This is a genomic window from Maribacter orientalis, assembly GCF_900109345.1.
Lineage (GTDB): Bacteria > Bacteroidota > Bacteroidia > Flavobacteriales > Flavobacteriaceae > Maribacter > Maribacter orientalis.
Genome location: NZ_FNZN01000004.1, coordinates 36,642 through 53,736 on the forward strand (window position 1 = coordinate 36,642; position 17,095 = coordinate 53,736).

The following is a 17,095-nucleotide window of genomic DNA, read 5'->3' on the forward strand; positions in this document are numbered from 1 at the left end:
CTTGTGTTTTTAATTAGAAAGGAATTGGTTTCTAAGATTTAACCGTATTTTTGTGAGACTTAGGGTGTTTTTCTCATTGCTAAAAGCAACATTTATATGGATTACTTTTCTTCAGATTTCAAATTAGGCATTTTAGGTGGTGGTCAATTAGGCAAAATGATGCTGTACGAAACTCGAAAATGGGATATATACACCAAAGTTTTAGATAGTTCTTCTGAGGCTCCAAGCCGTATTTCGTGCAATGAATTTGTTCAAGGCAGCCTTTTAGATTATGAAACTGTTTATAATTTTGGGAAAGACGTAGATGTACTTACTATCGAAATAGAAAATGTAAATCTAGATGCCTTAGAGAAATTAGAAGAAGAAGGTGTAAAAGTTTATCCACAGCCAAAAGCTTTACGCATTATTCAAAATAAGGCTAAACAAAAATTGTTTTATGTAGACCATGAAATACCCACGGCAGATTTTCAACGTTTTGCTTACTTAAGTGAAATAGAGGATAGCATTGCAAATGGTGGCCTAAAATTACCTTTTGTTTGGAAAGTGGCACAATTTGGTTATGATGGCCAAGGAGTGAAAATTGTTAGAAGCTTAGATGATTTAAAAGGTCTACCCGCGGGAGAATGCATTACAGAAACTATGATTCCTTTTAAAAATGAATTGGCGGTCATTGTTTCTAGAAATTCTAAAGGAGAAATAAAAACCTACCCAGTGGTGGAAATGGAATTTCACCCAGAAGCCAATCAAGTAGAATATGTTATTTGCCCTGCTCGAATTGATAAAAAGGTAGCGGAGAATGCTCGTTCATTGGCATTAAAAGTTGCAGAGAAAATTGGACTTACTGGTTTATTGGCGGTTGAAATGTTTCAAACAATAGATGACAAAATATTAGTGAATGAAGTTGCACCAAGACCTCATAATAGTGGTCATTATAGCATTGAATCTAGCTACACTAACCAATTTGAACAACATATACGTAGTATTCTGGGGTTACCATTAGGTAATACCGATAGCAAAGTGGCAGGAGTTATGGTGAATCTTGTTGGTGAAGAAGGCTACACCGGTGATGTAGTTTACAAAAACATAGAGGAGATTTTGGCCATGGAAGGTGTTACTCCACACATTTATGGAAAAGCGCAAACAAGACCTTTTCGTAAAATGGGTCATGTGACCATTGTCAATAATGATTTGGCCAAGGCAAGAAGTATTGCGCAAAAAGTAAAGGAAACGATTCAAGTGATTTCAAAATAAAAAACATGAGTAAAGTAGCCGTAGTAATGGGAAGTACCAGTGACATGCCCGTAATGCAAGAAGCCATAGATATTTTAAGAGGATTTGATATAGAAGTCGATGTCGACATTGTATCTGCACACAGAACTCCAGAAAAATTATTCGATTTCAGTAAAAATGCCCACATTAATGGCTATTCTGTTATTATAGCCGGGGCTGGTGGGGCCGCACATTTACCCGGCATGGTGGCTTCTTTGTCGCCACTACCTGTAATTGGAGTACCCGTAAAAAGCAGTAATTCTATTGATGGGTGGGATTCTATCCTCTCCATTCTTCAAATGCCTGGCGGAGTACCAGTGGCAACAGTTGCCCTTAATGGTGCGAAAAATGCAGGAATTTTAGCCGCACAGATAATCGGTAGTTCAGACAAATGTGTACTCGATAAAATTATTTTTTACAAAGAAGGTTTGAAACAAAAAGTAATTGAAGGAGCAAAAGCGGTAAACGGTAAATAGTTGTTCGTTTAAGCATAATTTTATTCGTTACTCACAAAGGCAAATCTCAATACTCAAATCTAATTTCTCAACACTAGTTAAATGAATCCATTACTATCTCCATTCGATACAGCTCCGTTTTCACAGATAAAAAACAAACATTTCAAGCCTGCATTCTTACAATCTATTGAAGATGCCAGAAAAGAAATAGATGCCATAACCTCAAATACCGAAGAACCAACATTTGAAAATACTATCGAAGCTTTAGAGTTTTCTGGTCAACAATTAGACCGTATTTCGAGTGTATTCTTTAATTTGAACTCTGCCGAAACCAATGAGGAAATTCAAAAGATTGCTCAAGAAATTTCACCATTACTATCGGAGTTTGGGAATGACATCACTTTAAACGAAGCACTTTTCAAAAGGGTGAAATCAGTTTACGATAAAAAAGACTCATTAAACCTTACTGTAGAGCAAGACACACTTTTAGATAAAAAATACAAGAGTTTTAGTAGAAACGGCGCTAATTTATCTGAAGAAAAAAAGACACGTTTACGAGCCATAGATGCTAAGTTGGCAAAATTGAAATTGACTTTTGGCGAGAATGTACTTGCCGAAACTAATAAATACCAATTACATCTTACAAATGAATTAGATTTAGACGGACTACCAGAAGGCGAAAAAGAGGCTGCTGCACAATTAGCCGTGTCTAAAGGAAAAAAAGAAGGTTGGATGATTACGTTAGATTACCCAAGCTATATTCCTTTCATGAAGTATGCTAAAAACAGGGAATTACGCAAAGAGCTATCATTGGCTTTTGGCAGCAAAGGTTTTCATAATGACAAGTTAGACAATCAAAACAATGTTCTTGACATTGTAAAATTACGCTTTGAGAGGGCCAACCTTTTGGGCTATAAAACCCATGCCGATTTTGTTTTAGAAGAACGCATGGCACAAACACCAGAAAAAGTACATTCTTTCTTAAATGAATTACTTGAAAAAGCAAAACCAGCAGCAGAACGCGAATTTCAACAGCTTGAAAATTTCGCAAAAAAAATAGATGGAATTGACCGTTTAGAAAAATGGGATGGTAGTTTTTATTCAGAAAAATTAAAGCAAGAATTATTTGACCTTGATGATGAAAAGCTGAAACCTTATTTCAAGCTTGAAAATGTTATAAAAGGAGTTTTTAAAGTTGCCGAAAACTTATTCGACCTTCATTTTGAAGAAGTCAATGACATTGAGAAATACCACGACGAGGTTAAAACCTATAAAGTTTACGACACAGATAAAAATTTCGTCTCACTATTTTATGCTGATTTTCACCCAAGAACAGGGAAACGTGGTGGTGCATGGATGACATCCTATAAATCGCAATGGAAAAGAAACGGCGAAAATGTGCGACCACATATTTCAAACGTATGCAACTTTACGCCATCAACTAAAAGCAAACCATCTTTACTGACCTTTAATGAAGTAACAACTTTATTCCATGAATTTGGTCACGGTTTACACGGTATGCTGGCAAACACTACTTACCCTAGTCTTTCAGGCACATCAGTATTTTGGGATTTTGTAGAATTGCCAAGTCAGATTTTAGAGAATTGGTGCTATGAAAAAGAAGCATTAGAATTGTTCGCAACGCATTATGAAACGGGAGAAACCATACCTATGACATTGGTTCAGAAAATTAAAGAGTCTGCTACTTTTCAAGAAGGCATGCAAACTTTACGTCAGTTAAGTTTTGGCTTATTGGATATGTCTTGGCACGGTATTGACCCATCAAAAATTACCAATGTAAAGGCACATGAAGATGAAGCTTTTAAAAACACCACTCTTTATCCTGAGACACCAGAAACTTGTATGAGTACGGCTTTCTCACATATTTTTCAAGGTGGTTATTCTTCTGGATACTACAGCTACAAATGGGCCGAGGTTTTAGATGCAGATGCCTTTGCCTATTTTAAAGAGAAAGGTATTTTCAACAAAGAGGTCGCCACTAAGTTTAAGGATAATGTACTATCTAAAGGCGGCACAGAAAATCCTATGGTTCTTTACAAAAGATTTAGAGGCGCTGAACCTAAAGTTGAAGCGTTATTGGAACGAGCAGGATTATTAAAACTTTAGTGAAAACTCATATTTAATAATTAAACACAAATTCATTTGTGAAAAGAATAAAGTAACAGCATTTTGCGATGCTGTCTTTTCAATTGCAATGACGCTTCTTATTCTAGAAATAGATGTACTGAGCAGCGAAGTTCTAAACAAAAGTGATTTTTTAGCCGTTTTAGCAAATCGTATACCCAATTTCATTGGGTTTTTGGTAAGTTTTATGGTTATTGCCATATATTGGGTTTCACATTTGCGTATTTTAAGCTATGTAAAACTAAATCAATGAAAAACTGATTTGGTTAAACATAGCACTATTACTTTCCGTAGTTTTTCTACTATTTTCAACAGCAATTTATGTAGGTGATTTTTAAGGCACAGCATCTTTTGTATTTTATTGTAGTAACCTTGTTATCTTAGGCCTACTAAATTATTTTTTAGTGCTGTATATTTCAAAAAAAGAAATAGGTTTCAATGGAATGACGGAAACCGTGGTGAAATGGTTGAAATTTAGGTCTGCCAATGCTGTTCTAGTATGGACTTTAGCTTCTATTTTAGCGCTTTGGTAGCCTTTAACGGCACGTATAGTTTTTGTGCTGATATTTATTTATTATTCAAGCTATAGGTAATCGATATTATAAAAAAAATTAGAGATGAAATGGTTTTAGAATCCTAAAACCATTTCATTGTAAATAATGCAGTGTATTTTAAAGTATGACGACTATTAATCCTTAGATAGCTTCCACATATCGTAGCCACCTTCTAAATTGATTACATGCAAAAACCCAAGTTCTTTTAATCTAGCCTGGGATTTTAAGCTTCTACCACCTTTCTTGCAATACACATAAATGGTTTTATTCTTATCTATCGATGCCACTTTTTGATTAAAGTTGGGTGAAAACCAATCGATATTAAGCGCACCATCGATATAACCTTCTGCAAATTCTTTTGGAGTTCTCACATCGAGAAGAATTTCTTTTGAAGAGTCAAAACTTTTAAATTCAGTTATGGATCGTGACTCCATTTGTGCAAAACCAAATTGAGCACTTATCAGTATAATAAAGAATAGAATATTTTTCATGACTTGAGCGATTATACCCAAAAGTAAACATAATCCCCAAAATTAATTTACTTTTGAGGTGCAGATTAAAAAATGGAAACACACCAACTACATCCTGATACCTGGGTAGATCTTTATGCAGATTACCTTTTCAATTATGCCGTCACTAGGGTTAGTGATTCTGAAATCGCAAAAGACCTTGTGCAAGACACTTTTATAGCAGGCCTTAAGTCGGCTAAAAATTTTAAAGGTGAGGCTACAGAACGCACGTGGCTAATTGCTATTTTAAAGAGAAAAGTCATAGATCATTATCGTAAAACAAATTCTAAAAAAGGAAAAGCAGAGGTACGTATGAGCTATAGTTCACAAACTGATTCAGAGGGTGATTGGTTAGAAGAACGTATCGCTGATCCTAATAGTAATTTTGAAAATGATGCTATTGAAAACGAAGAATTGGGGCTTGCGATTCAAAATTGCATATCTAAATTACCAAAGAAACAAGCTCAGGTTTTTAAGATGAAAACTATAGAAGGAATGGAAACTGAAGACATTTGTAATGCATTAGGAATAAATGCGTCTAATCTTTGGGTAATGATACATAGAGCCAGAACAGGTTTGATGGATTGTCTAAATCAAAATTGGTTTTAATTATGATGATTTCATGTGAAAAAGCAGCAAATATTTGCGATAAAGTTCAATACGAAGAAGCTTCTGCTTGGGAGAAAATAAAATTAAAGTTTCATTTACTTATGTGCAAGACTTGCGCAAACCATAGTGTGAAAAATAAAAAATTGACTTCGCTATGTAATCAAGCGAGACTTGCTGTATTGTCAGAAGAAGACAAAAAGAAAATGAAAGATACTTGCTCTAAAGTAAAATAAAACACTTCTTACCAATCATTATTAGCACCCACCAAAACAAAGGAATTGACTCCACCCAAAATGACGAAAAATATTTCTTTTGATTTAATTCCGTTCTAAATATAACAGCTAATAAAATAATAAATAGAATAGACTTAACAACTACGTTCGTTACATCTAAATCAGTTTTTAAAAAGGTAGCTGCATAAAAAATAATTGCCCAACTCCAACCTATTAATTTAGCTCCCTTCACCCCTACCCGCTGCGGTAAAGTTTTCAATGCTGCACTATCATACTTTAAATCTCTAATCTCAAAAGGAACCAACAATATCAGCACCAGCATAAAACGTTGAAACGTTTCCACCTTAACATTCCAGTTGATTACTTCTAATTGGGAGATGGCAGGCAATATAACAGTAGTGCCTGCCCATACCGCAGCCACTATTAAAATTTTCAATCCACTTAAACTTCGAAAATTCTTATGCCTAGGCAATACAGGCAAAGCATAAAGACCTGTAATTGCAACTAAAATAAATAAGGCAACTATAACTCTCTCTGATAAAAAAAATAGTTGATAAAAAGCAATTAGCAAACATATAAAGCTAAAAAACTGGATATTCTTGTGATACCTATTGGCAACTAGGATATATTTCTCCGCTTCAACGCCATATTTTACAAAATTATAACAGCCTATAGACCCAAAAAAAATGAAAATATAAAGTTCTTGAGGCACATTTATGTTTAAGGTAAGTGCGGTAACATGAACCAAACTAAATATAGCTAAAGCCACATGGATGCTAGCATCTAAGTAAAAATCAAAAATCCTTTTAATAAGGGCCATTGAACAAAAGTAGTTAAAGTGTTTATAACCCTTTGTTTTGGTTAAAAACTTTCACATTACAGATCACTTACAATCATAATTTACACACATAAAAGTGGTAATTTTGTACATTATATAACAATAGCATCTATGAAGACTGACGTGTTTGCTCTGCGCCATATCGGCATTAGGGAAGAAGATTTAAACTCAATGTTCAATACAGTAGGTGTTGAAAATCTGGAACAGCTTATTTACGAGACTATACCAGAAGATATTCGACTTAAAGAACCTTTAAAATTAGATGCTCCGATGAGTGAGCATAGATTTTTAGCGCATATTGAAGAGTTGTCGAAAAAGAATAAAGTTTTTAGATCATATATCGGTTTAGGATACCATGAAAGCTTAATTCCTTCAGTAATCAAGCGAAATATTCTAGAAAATCCGGGATGGTACACTGCCTATACTCCTTACCAAGCTGAAATTGCCCAAGGTAGATTAGAGGCACTTCTAAACTTTCAAACTATCATTACAGACCTTACGGGTATGGAACTTGCCAATGCCTCATTACTGGACGAAAGTACAGCAGCGGCAGAAGCAATGACAATGTTATTCGATGTTAGAAGCCGTGACCAAAAAAAGAATGACGTTCTAAAATTCTTTGTCTCGGAAGAAATATTACCACAAACACTTTCACTATTAAAAACACGTTCAATTCCACTTGGAATAGTATTGGTGGTTGGTAATCATGAAGAGTTTGAATTCAGTAATGACTTTTATGGTGCCTTATTACAATATCCAGGCAAACATGGTCAAGTTAACGATTACACAGGTTTTGTTGCTAAGGCAAAAGAGAATGAAATTAAAGTAGCCGTTGCTGCAGATATCATGAGTTTGGTTTTATTGACACCACCTGGTGAATTTGGTGTTGATGTTGTAGTAGGCACAACACAACGTTTTGGTATTCCATTAGGTTATGGAGGACCACATGCCGCATTTTATGCTACAAAAGAAGAGTATAAAAGAAGTATACCAGGTAGAATAATCGGGGTAACTAAGGATACCGATGGCAAACCAGCTTTGCGAATGGCTTTGCAGACCAGAGAACAGCATATAAAAAGAGACAAGGCAACTTCTAATATTTGTACTGCACAAGTATTGTTGGCTGTAATGGCAGGTATGTATGGTGTTTATCATGGACCAAAAGGCTTGAAGTATATTGCAACTAAAATTCATACAACCGCTGTTACTTTAGTAGATACTCTAGAAAATTTAGGCATATTCCAAATAAATACTGCCTTTTTTGACACCATCACCATCAAAGCCGATACTAAAAAAATAAAGCCGATTGCTGAAAAAAATGAGGTTAACTTTCTCTATATAGACAACGATACTATTTCTATCGCAATAAACGAGGCCACATCATTAAAAGACCTCAATCAAATTGTTGCGATATTTTCAGAAGCTCTCAACAAAAAAACAATAACGATTACAACTCTATTAAATGAAACTTCAGTTCCTGAGAACATTCAACGAACTAGTTCATTTATGGAAAATAAGGTATTCAATTCCTACCATTCGGAAACGGAGTTAATGCGTTATATCAAAAAATTAGAACGCAAAGATTTAGCGTTAAATCACAGTATGATTTCATTAGGAAGTTGTACCATGAAACTAAATGCTGCAACAGAAATGTTACCGCTCAGTATGACGAATTGGGGTAATATTCATCCGTTTGTACCGATTGAGCAAGCTGAAGGTTACCAAACGGTATTACAAGAACTTGCGAAAGATTTGTCTATAATAACAGGATTCGCAGATACATCGCTTCAGCCAAACTCAGGAGCACAAGGCGAGTATGCTGGCTTAATGGTTATAAGAGCTTATCACGAATCGAGAGGTGATTCGGAACGTAATATCTGTTTAATACCCTCATCAGCACATGGTACAAACCCTGCATCGGCTGTGATGGCAGGCATGAAAGTTATTGTTACCAAAACAGATGAAAAAGGAAATATAGATGTTGCTGACTTAGAAGAAAAAGCTAAACTATATTCAGATAATTTAGCCGCATTAATGGTCACCTATCCTTCCACTCATGGTGTATTTGAATCTTCCATAAAACAGATTACAAAATTAATTCATGATCATGGCGGTCAGGTTTATATGGATGGAGCGAATATGAATGCACAAGTTGGTTTAACCAACCCAGCAACCATTGGTGCTGATGTTTGTCATTTAAATTTACATAAAACATTCGCAATACCACATGGAGGTGGCGGACCAGGGGTTGGCCCAATATGTGTTGCCCCACAACTAGTACCATTCTTACCAAGTAATCCGGTAATTGCCACAGGTGGTGAAAAAGCTATCACTGCTATTTCTGCAGCACCTTGGGGTAGCTCTTTAGCTTGTTTAATCTCATATAGTTATATTAAAATGCTTGGTGAGCAAGGGTTGACACAATCAACCAAAATCGCTATTCTAAATGCAAATTACATTAAGCATAGGCTAGAAGGTAAATTTGAGGTTTTATATACTGGTGAAAAAGGTAGAGCCGCACATGAGATGATTTTAGACTGTCGACCATTCAAGAATAATGGAATTGAAGTTACTGATATTGCAAAGCGATTAATGGATTATGGATTTCATGCACCAACAGTTTCATTTCCGGTAGCAGGAACTGTAATGATCGAACCTACAGAAAGTGAAAGCTTGGCAGAGCTCGATAGATTTTGTGAAGCAATGATTTCTATTCGTACCGAGATAGATGAATCTACTTTAGATGAACCTAACAACGTTCTTAAAAATGCCCCACATACTTTAGAAATGATTACCTCAGATGAATGGCAATTCCCATATTCAAGGCAAAAGGCATCTTTTGCACTTCCCTATATTAAAGAAAATAAATTTTGGCCATCTGTTCGAAGAGTAGACGACGCATATGGAGACCGTAATTTGATATGCACATGCGCACCGATAGAAGCTTACATGGAAACGAATTAAGGAGACTAACCCTTTAATACAAAGCCTTTTCAATAATTTGAAAGGGCTTTTTCAATAATATTCATTTAAGTATTCAAGCTTGAACATCGTAATATTTATTATGCATGCATACAAAAGAATATTAACTTGATTATCTTTATTTCGCAATTCAATACATTAAAATGAGCATAGCAATTACGGGAACAGGAAGTTATATTCCTACCTTGACCATTACCAATAAGGATTTTAATAAACATGAATTTCTCAATCTTGATGGCTCTACCTTCAAACATACCAATGAAGTCATCATCGAAAAATTCAAAGCAATTACCGGTATTGAAGAAAGAAGATATGCCTCAAAAGAGTTTACAACCTCTAACCTAGCATTCTTTGCTGCTGAAAAGGCCATAGAGAGCGCTCAAATAGATAAAGAAACATTAGACTACATTATCGTTGCACATAATTTTGGTGACCTTGTTCATGGCCAAACCCAAGGAGATACATTACCAAGTTTAGCCACAAGAGTTAAACATCAACTTCAAATTAAAAATCCGAAATGCGTTGCGTATGATTTAATTTTTGGCTGCCCAGGCTGGCTAGAAGGCATGATACAAGCTAATGCTTTTATTAAAAGTGGAATTGCTAATAAGTGTTTAGTTATCGGAGCAGAAACACTATCTAGAGTTGTTGATGATTATGACCGTGACTCCATGATCTATTCTGATGGCGCGGGTGCCGCAATAGTAGAGAGAACAAATAAAGGTGGTGAAATTATCGCTCATGAGTCAGGCACCTACGCAATGGACGAAGCCAATTATCTCTTTTTTGGCAATACTTATAATAAAAACGAAGAGGATAATACGTACTATATAAAAATGTTTGGTCGTAAAATATACGAGTTTGCGGTAACTCATGTACCAAAAGCGATGGCCTCTTGTTTAGATAAAAGCGGGATTGAAATTGATGAGGTTAAAAAAATATTCATTCATCAAGCGAACGAGAAAATGGATGAAGCCATTGTTAAGCGTTTTTACAAATTATACGGTAAAGAAATGCCTGAAGGCATTATGCCTATGAGCATTGCTAAATTAGGAAATAGCTCTGTTGCCACAATTCCTACCTTATTCGACCTCATAAAACAAGGTAAATTAGAAAATCAAGAAGTTAAAAAGGGAGATGTTGTTATCTTTGCAAGTGTTGGCGCTGGAATGAACGTCAATGCAATGATTTACAGAATCTAACATGTACGAAAATAGTTTTCCGAACAAACGCTACGAACACACCCTGCAATTTTTGCGAAAACATATTAACACGAATGAATCAATTTTAGATTTAGGTGTTAAAAATCCATTTACTGAAATAATGGAGCAAGATGGCTATAAAGTTGAAAACACAAATGGTGAAGATTTAGATTTTGATTTTTCCTCTGTTCTGAATTCGGAGGCAGAAGTGGTTACAGCTTTTGAGATTTTTGAACACCTCTTAAGCCCTTTGCACATCTTATCTAACGTTAAGTCCAAAAAGTTAGTTGCCAGTATACCTCTAAAATTATGGTTTTCGCCAGCATATAGAAGCAAAACCGATAAATGGGATAGACATTATCATGAATTTGAAGATTGGCAATTTGATTGGTTATTAGAAAAAGCAGGATGGAAAATACAGGAATCACAAAAATGGACCAATCCCGTTAAAAAAATAGGGATACGACCATTATTAAGATTGTTTACTCCGAGATATTATATAGTTTACGCTACACGAACGTAATAGACCGCACTTAAAATGGATTACTATATAGTTATTCCTATACATAATGAAGAGGCTTATCTAGAAAGTACTTTAAACTCTATTTTAGGTCAAACATTATTACCGAAAAAAGTTATTCTTGTTAATGATAACTCCACCGATAGTACCGAAACCATAATAAATAGTTTTTCCTCGAAACATAGTATTTTTCAAAAACTGAACATTATTTCTACTACGCAGCATATGCCTGGCAGTAAAGTAATCAATGCATTTAATAAAGGTTTCAACGTCTTAGATGAAAATTTTGATTTTATTGTAAAATTAGATGCAGATATTATTCTGCCAAAAAACTATTTTGAAGTGATTGGTTCGCATCTTAAGAAAGAACCTAAACTTGGAATTTGTGGTGGTTTTATTTATGAGCAAAATGACTGTGGAGAATGGATTCTAAATCACCCGATGGATAAAGACCATGTGCGAGGTGCAATTAAAGCCTACTCTAACGCTTGTTTTAATGCCATAGGTGGATTAAAAAATGCTATGGGTTGGGATACGGTAGACGAACTGTTAGCAAAGTATCATGGGTTTCTAATACAAACCGACCTTACACTTAAGGTAAAGCATTTAAGACCTACTGGAAAGGCATATAACAAGAAAGCAAAAAGACTTCAAGGAAAAGCAATGTACAGCATGCGCTATGGCTTTTTGATTACTTTTATTGCTTCTATTAAAATGGCAGCTAAGAATAAATCGATTAAATCTTTCTGGAACAATATTATTGGCTTTATGAATGCAGCATATAACAATGCTCCCTATTTAGTAAATGAAGTTGAAGGAAAATTCATAAGACAATTACGCTGGAAAAATATTATGAGGAAATTATATGCATAAAAAAAGCCATCTAGTTAGATGGCTTTTCTTTACTATAAAAGTTTGTATTAGAAACCTAATTGTTTTTTTACGTCAGGCAGAAGGTCTTTACCTTTTGCAACGATTAAACCACCCCCAGCTTGCGCATCGATTACGTAGTCAAAACCTTGTGCAGCCGCAACTTTCTCAATAGCTGTTTTAGCCTTTTCTGAAATAGGAGCGAACAATTCAGCTTGTTTCTTTTGAAATTCTTGTTGTGCAGCTTGTTGTGCCTCACCTATGTTCTTCTCAAAACCTTGAAGTTCAACAGCTCTCTTATCATTCTCTTCTTTAGATTTAGCTGCTGCTTCATTTTGATACTGAGTAAACTTGTTACGTAACTCAGTCATTGACGCCTGAATATCTGCATTGTAAGTTTCTTGTAATTTTTTAAGCTCAGCTTCTGCAGCCTTCATTTCAGGCATAGCCGATAATAATTGAGTAACATCTATATGAGCTATCTTACTTTGGGCATTTACAAAACTTGTCGTTGCTACGAACAACAATAAGGCTACCACAATTTGTTTTACTTGTTTCATGAGTTAAATTTTAATTCTAATTTGAGTGTTAATTTTTATGGTTGTTAAACCTATTTAAATAGTACCGTTATTATCATCTTTTTCGGTATCGCTATTTCTCTCCTTTAATTTTTCTTGTTTCTTAGCTTCACGCTCTTCTAACAATTTTTTTCTTCGCTCCTCGTAAGCCTTCTTTCTTTCTTCTCTTAACTTCAACTGCTCAGACCTCGTATCAGCTGCACTTTTCTCTCTAGCTTCAGCTGCCTCATTAGCTTTATCTAAACGTTCTTGTAACGCCTCACTAACTTCCTCTGACTCCTCTTCTCCTTCAAAATCATCTAACCTACTTCGGTCATCTGCCTTCTTACTTGGCGCACTGACCTTTCTTGTTCGTGCAATACCCCTTAATATCAAATCGCTGATATCATGTCTTTTTTCTGAATACAACATTACGACATCCGCAGATTTATCAAAAATAAAATCATACTTTTTATTTACGCCTATTTTCTGCACTTCATTAAACACCTGATCCTGTATAGGTTGTATCAGCCTTCTTTTCTGTAAAACTAAATCTCCTTGGGGCCCAAAACGATCTTGTTGATACTCTATCATCTCTTTTTCAAGAATCTGAATTTCCTCTTCTCGTTCTGCAATAAGCTCTGGCGTCAATAATACTTTTTCAGCCATTAAATCTTTCTTCATCTGCTCCACAATACTTTGCTTCTGCTCTATTTCAACTTTCCAACGTTGCACTTTTGCTTCCAACTGTTCGGTAGCATCTCGGTATTCTTCAACATTTTCTAAGATATACTCCATATCTACGTAAGCCATTCTTACCCCTCTTTGGGCAAAACTTCCAATAGTCATAAAGATGACCGAAACTAATAAAAGAACTTTTGTTTTTGAACTCATTGTTGATATCGTTTAATCCTATAGAAAATATCGTGCCAAATTTACTAAAACTTTTAAAATGAAAGGATTAGCATATAACACAATTATTAAATTTCAATTAAAATTAAAACTGTTGACCAATTATGAAGTGTGTTTGCCACCCACTAGGACCTTGTCCTGCAGATTGAGGTTTAAGATCTTCATCAAATCCATAACCAAAATCAATACCCAACAAACCAAATGCTGGCATAAAGATTCGCAGCCCCACACCGGCCGATCGTTTTAATTGAAACGGATTAAAGTCTTGAAAATTGTTGAAGGCATTACCACCTTCTAAAAATGCGAGGCCGTAGATAGACGCTGAAGGCTTTAATGTCAATGGATAACGTAATTCTAATGAAAATTTATTATAAATCAGAGCCCCATCTGGTGAAGTTGCACCATCAGAGTATGGAGTAATAGATTGATTATCATATCCTCTTAATTGCACTACATCACGACCATCTAATGTAAAGTTTCCTAGGCCGTCACCACCAACATAAAATCTTTCAAAAGGAACATTACCTACGGCACTGTTGTAGCTACCTAAGAAACCAAATTCTGCATTACTACGCAAAACTAATTTATCAACTAAAGTAGTGTACCAGTCACCTTTAAACTTAACTTTATAATATTCTAATAATCTAAATCGTTCTTGATCAATATCCTCTAGTTCTACATTCTCAGCAGTAGTTAGTCCTTCTGTATTTTTCTTATTATCTAATTCTTTTGATCTATTCTGTAACTCTCTATAATCTTTATCACTAAATAAAGACCAGGGAGGCGTAAATTTTGCAGTAACCTCAAAATTAGAGCCGCCTCTTGGAAAAATACGTCCACCTAGTGTTGCATTTCTTGAAATACCAAAGGTATACGCTAACGAATTTGCCTTACCGTTACCGAAGTTGAACAAACCTATATTATAATTTCTAAAATCGTATAACTGATAGCTTAGCGAATGGGAAATAGTAAAGAAATCATCTGGCCATTGCACACGTTTAGCCAATCCGGCAGTGATACCCGTAATTGAGAATTGTTGATCCTTATTTACCTCAATATTACGGCTTGTACCATAAGAGGCTGCAAACTGTTGAGTTCGCGATAAACTCAAATTAAAACGCACAGGTTTTTTACCCCCTAACCATGGTTCTGCAAAATTTAAGCTATACACCCTAAAAGTTCTACTAGCCTGTAAACGCAAGGCAAATGTTTGGCCATCACCCATAGGCACTGGCTTATACTTCTCTCCCTTAAATAAATTCTGAATGGAGAAGTTACTAAAAGAAAGCCCCAAGGTACCGATGAAACCACCACCACCATAACCACCTTGTAATTCTATTTGACTGGATCCAGATTCAACTAAATTCCATGCTAAATCAACCGTACCCTCATTAGGATTCGCGTTTAAAACATCTGGTGTAATTTGTTCGGCATCGAAAAATCCTAATTGGCCTAATTCACGAATACTTCTAATAATATCTGATTTATCATACTTTTGGCCAGGCCTTGTACGTAACTCACGATAAATAACATGATCATTAGTTTTATCATTACCTGAAACCGTAACATGGTTTAGAAACGTTTCTTTACCTTCTATAATTCTAATCTCAAAATCGATTGTGTCATTGGCGGCAGAAATCTCAACAGGATTTATAGTTGAAAACAAATAACCATTGTTCTGATACAAACTGGTAACATCTGTTGGATCTGGTTTAGAATTGTCTGCAATACGTTCTCGCAACAATACACCATTATAGGTATCCCCCTTTTTAATTCCCAATACTTGATTTAATTGACGATCAGTATATACCGTATTACCCACAAAGTCAATATTACCAAAGTAATACTTATCACCTTCTTCAACCTTTATGCGTAAATCAATATTATTCTCGTCTACCTTAATAACAGAATCTGAAATAACCCTAGCATCTCGATAACCATTTTCAGCAAACTTATCGACCAATAATCCTAAATCATCTTCGTAATCTTTTTGAATGAATTTAGATTTTTTCCAGAACCTACCTAGCTTTTTCTGTTTAGTACTCTTTAAAGCTTTACGAAGTTTCTTATCACCTAATTGATCGTTACCTTCAAATATGATTTTACGTATTTTTACTTTATCGCCTTTCTTCACATTGACCACCATACTCTGAGTATTGGTGTCAGAAGTATCTTTAGCAGTAGCAATATTTACCTGAGCATTTAAATATCCTTGCTTCTTGTATTTATTGGCAATATAATTTTTAGAGTTTGAAATAAGACTTTCCGTTATTTTCTTACCTTTCTTTAAATCCGTATCCTTAATAAGGCCTTCTATTTTCCCTTTTTTAACACCATAAAAGGTAACGTTAGTTAACGTAGGGCGTTCAATTATATTCAATTCTAGGAAAACCGTATTCTCCTCTATATTGACAATGTAGAATTCGATTTCGCTAAAAAGCTCGAGTCCCCATAATTTTTTAATGACTTCACTTATTTGTTCACCTGGTAAAGTAATAGGCTGTCCTACCCTAAGCCCAGTATATGTTTTCACCGTTTGCTCATTATAACTTTGCAGCCCGGTAACATCCAAGCCACCAAGAATATAGCTTTTACCATCCTCATAGGTTTCATCCTGTGCGGTGGCAATAAGGGTAGTTAAAAATAAAAAAGTGGTTAAAATGTGGTTCAAAGATATGAACCTAGTCATATCTTTAAGTGAGTTGTTCGCTAGTTTTTCCAAATCTTCGTTCTCTGTTCTGGTAATTTTTAATGGCTTCTACCAAATGATGTTCCCTAAAATCGGGCCAAAATACATCAATAAAATATAACTCTGCATATGCAATCTGCCATAATAAAAAATTGCTGATCCGATGTTCTCCACTAGTACGGATAAGCAAGTCTACGTCTGGCAAATTGTGCGTGTAAAGATGGTTATTAATAATGGTTTCGTCAATATTTTCAATTGAAATTATATTATTTTTAACTTTGGCGCTTATTGCTTTTACTGCAGATTGTATCTCTTCTCGAGCGCCATAACTTAACGCTAAAGTAAGCGTCATGCCTGTATTTTGCTTTGTTTGATCCATTACCTCAATTAACTCTTTGTAGGCTTTTGATGGCAAGGCAGAAATATTACCGATGGTATTTAAACGTATATTATTTTTGTTAAAAGTTTTAAGTTCTTTCTTTAAAGAAGATACTAATAATCGCATAAGAGTTTGAACTTCAACCTTTGGGCGGTTCCAGTTTTCAGTAGAAAAGGTATACAAAGTTAAAAAATCGATTCCCAATTGAGCACACTGTTCAACCACAATCTTTACGGTTTTAACCCCGTGCTCGTGTCCAAAAACTCTTAATTTACCTCTTTCCTTAGCCCACCTACCATTACCGTCCATAATAATGGCTAGATGCTTAGGAACATTTGTTTTATCAATACCGTTTATATCGTCCATTTTTCT

At 35.1% G+C, this 17,095-nt stretch carries 16 protein-coding genes; 10 read left to right on the top strand and 6 right to left on the bottom strand.

The annotated features are described in order from the left end of the window. Nucleotides 1-96: 96 nt before the first annotated feature. From BMY56_RS09850 to BMY56_RS19130, 4 genes are all read left to right on the top strand, one after another. The gene (locus BMY56_RS09850; RefSeq protein WP_091623381.1) at nt 97-1,251 is read left to right on the top strand and encodes a 5-(carboxyamino)imidazole ribonucleotide synthase; all 1,155 of its coding nucleotides are present in this window, start codon (nt 97-99) and stop codon (nt 1,249-1,251) included. 5 nt (nt 1,252-1,256) lie between these two features. Beyond that, complete coding sequence (gene purE / locus BMY56_RS09855; RefSeq protein WP_091623384.1) at nt 1,257-1,745, top strand: 5-(carboxyamino)imidazole ribonucleotide mutase; 489 nt, start codon at nt 1,257-1,259, stop codon at nt 1,743-1,745. Between the two features lie 81 nt (nt 1,746-1,826). Continuing rightward, nucleotides 1,827-3,851, top strand: coding sequence for a M3 family metallopeptidase (locus tag BMY56_RS09860; protein ID WP_091623387.1), 2,025 nt, complete (start codon nt 1,827-1,829; stop codon nt 3,849-3,851). An 88-nt stretch (nt 3,852-3,939) separates the two neighbouring features. After that, the gene (locus BMY56_RS19130) at nt 3,940-4,122 is read left to right on the top strand and encodes a TMEM175 family protein (RefSeq protein ID WP_091623389.1); all 183 of its coding nucleotides are present in this window, start codon (nt 3,940-3,942) and stop codon (nt 4,120-4,122) included. A gap of 435 nt (nt 4,123-4,557) precedes the next feature. Here BMY56_RS19130 and BMY56_RS09870 read toward each other — a convergent pair whose 3' ends face one another. After that, nucleotides 4,558-4,914: a rhodanese-like domain-containing protein gene (locus BMY56_RS09870; RefSeq protein WP_091623392.1), complete on the bottom strand. Its 357-nt coding sequence runs from the start codon at nt 4,912-4,914 to the stop codon at nt 4,558-4,560. A gap of 72 nt (nt 4,915-4,986) precedes the next feature. Between BMY56_RS09870 and BMY56_RS09875 the strand changes: the two genes are divergently transcribed. Then, on the top strand, nt 4,987-5,541 hold the full coding sequence (locus BMY56_RS09875; protein ID WP_091623394.1) for a sigma-70 family RNA polymerase sigma factor: 555 nt from the start codon (nt 4,987-4,989) through the stop codon (nt 5,539-5,541). A gap of 2 nt (nt 5,542-5,543) precedes the next feature. Then, nucleotides 5,544-5,774: a hypothetical protein gene (locus tag BMY56_RS09880; protein WP_317040613.1), complete on the top strand. Its 231-nt coding sequence runs from the start codon at nt 5,544-5,546 to the stop codon at nt 5,772-5,774. Here BMY56_RS09880 and BMY56_RS09885 read toward each other — a convergent pair. Next, on the bottom strand, nt 5,761-6,594 hold the full coding sequence (locus BMY56_RS09885; protein ID WP_091623397.1) for a UbiA prenyltransferase family protein: 834 nt from the start codon (nt 6,592-6,594) through the stop codon (nt 5,761-5,763). The genes BMY56_RS09880 and BMY56_RS09885 overlap by 14 nt on opposite strands. Before the next feature lie 129 nt (nt 6,595-6,723). On the opposite strand from BMY56_RS09885, the gene gcvP reads away from it, so the two are divergent. The 4 genes from gcvP to BMY56_RS09905 all read left to right on the top strand — a co-directional run bounded on the left by gcvP (nt 6,724) and on the right by BMY56_RS09905 (nt 12,189). Next, the gene (gcvP, locus tag BMY56_RS09890; RefSeq protein WP_091623399.1) at nt 6,724-9,576 is read left to right on the top strand and encodes an aminomethyl-transferring glycine dehydrogenase; all 2,853 of its coding nucleotides are present in this window, start codon (nt 6,724-6,726) and stop codon (nt 9,574-9,576) included. Between the two features lie 161 nt (nt 9,577-9,737). After that, nucleotides 9,738-10,796, top strand: a complete 1,059-nt coding sequence (locus BMY56_RS09895) for a 3-oxoacyl-ACP synthase III family protein (protein WP_091623402.1) — start codon at nt 9,738-9,740, stop codon at nt 10,794-10,796. 1 nt (nt 10,797) lies between these two features. Then, entirely contained in the window at nt 10,798-11,319 is a 522-nt protein-coding gene (locus tag BMY56_RS09900; RefSeq protein WP_091623405.1) for a class I SAM-dependent methyltransferase, read from the top strand. A gap of 15 nt (nt 11,320-11,334) precedes the next feature. Next, complete coding sequence (locus tag BMY56_RS09905) at nt 11,335-12,189, top strand: glycosyltransferase family 2 protein (protein ID WP_091623407.1); 855 nt, start codon at nt 11,335-11,337, stop codon at nt 12,187-12,189. A gap of 47 nt (nt 12,190-12,236) precedes the next feature. Here the strand turns inward: BMY56_RS09905 and BMY56_RS09910 are convergent, their stop codons facing one another. The 4 genes from BMY56_RS09910 to BMY56_RS09925 form a co-directional block, all read right to left on the bottom strand. Further along, complete coding sequence (locus BMY56_RS09910) at nt 12,237-12,746, bottom strand: OmpH/Skp family outer membrane protein (protein ID WP_091623410.1); 510 nt, start codon at nt 12,744-12,746, stop codon at nt 12,237-12,239. A gap of 54 nt (nt 12,747-12,800) precedes the next feature. After that, on the bottom strand, nt 12,801-13,637 hold the full coding sequence (locus BMY56_RS09915) for an OmpH/Skp family outer membrane protein (protein WP_091623412.1): 837 nt from the start codon (nt 13,635-13,637) through the stop codon (nt 12,801-12,803). A 103-nt stretch (nt 13,638-13,740) separates the two neighbouring features. Further along, nucleotides 13,741-16,344: a BamA/OMP85 family outer membrane protein gene (locus tag BMY56_RS09920; protein ID WP_091623415.1), complete on the bottom strand. Its 2,604-nt coding sequence runs from the start codon at nt 16,342-16,344 to the stop codon at nt 13,741-13,743. Nucleotides 16,345-16,348: 4 nt separating this feature from the next. After that, a complete protein-coding gene (locus BMY56_RS09925) occupies nt 16,349-17,089 on the bottom strand; it encodes an isoprenyl transferase (RefSeq protein ID WP_091623418.1) in 741 nt (246 codons plus the stop codon). Nucleotides 17,090-17,095 lie beyond the last annotated feature (6 nt).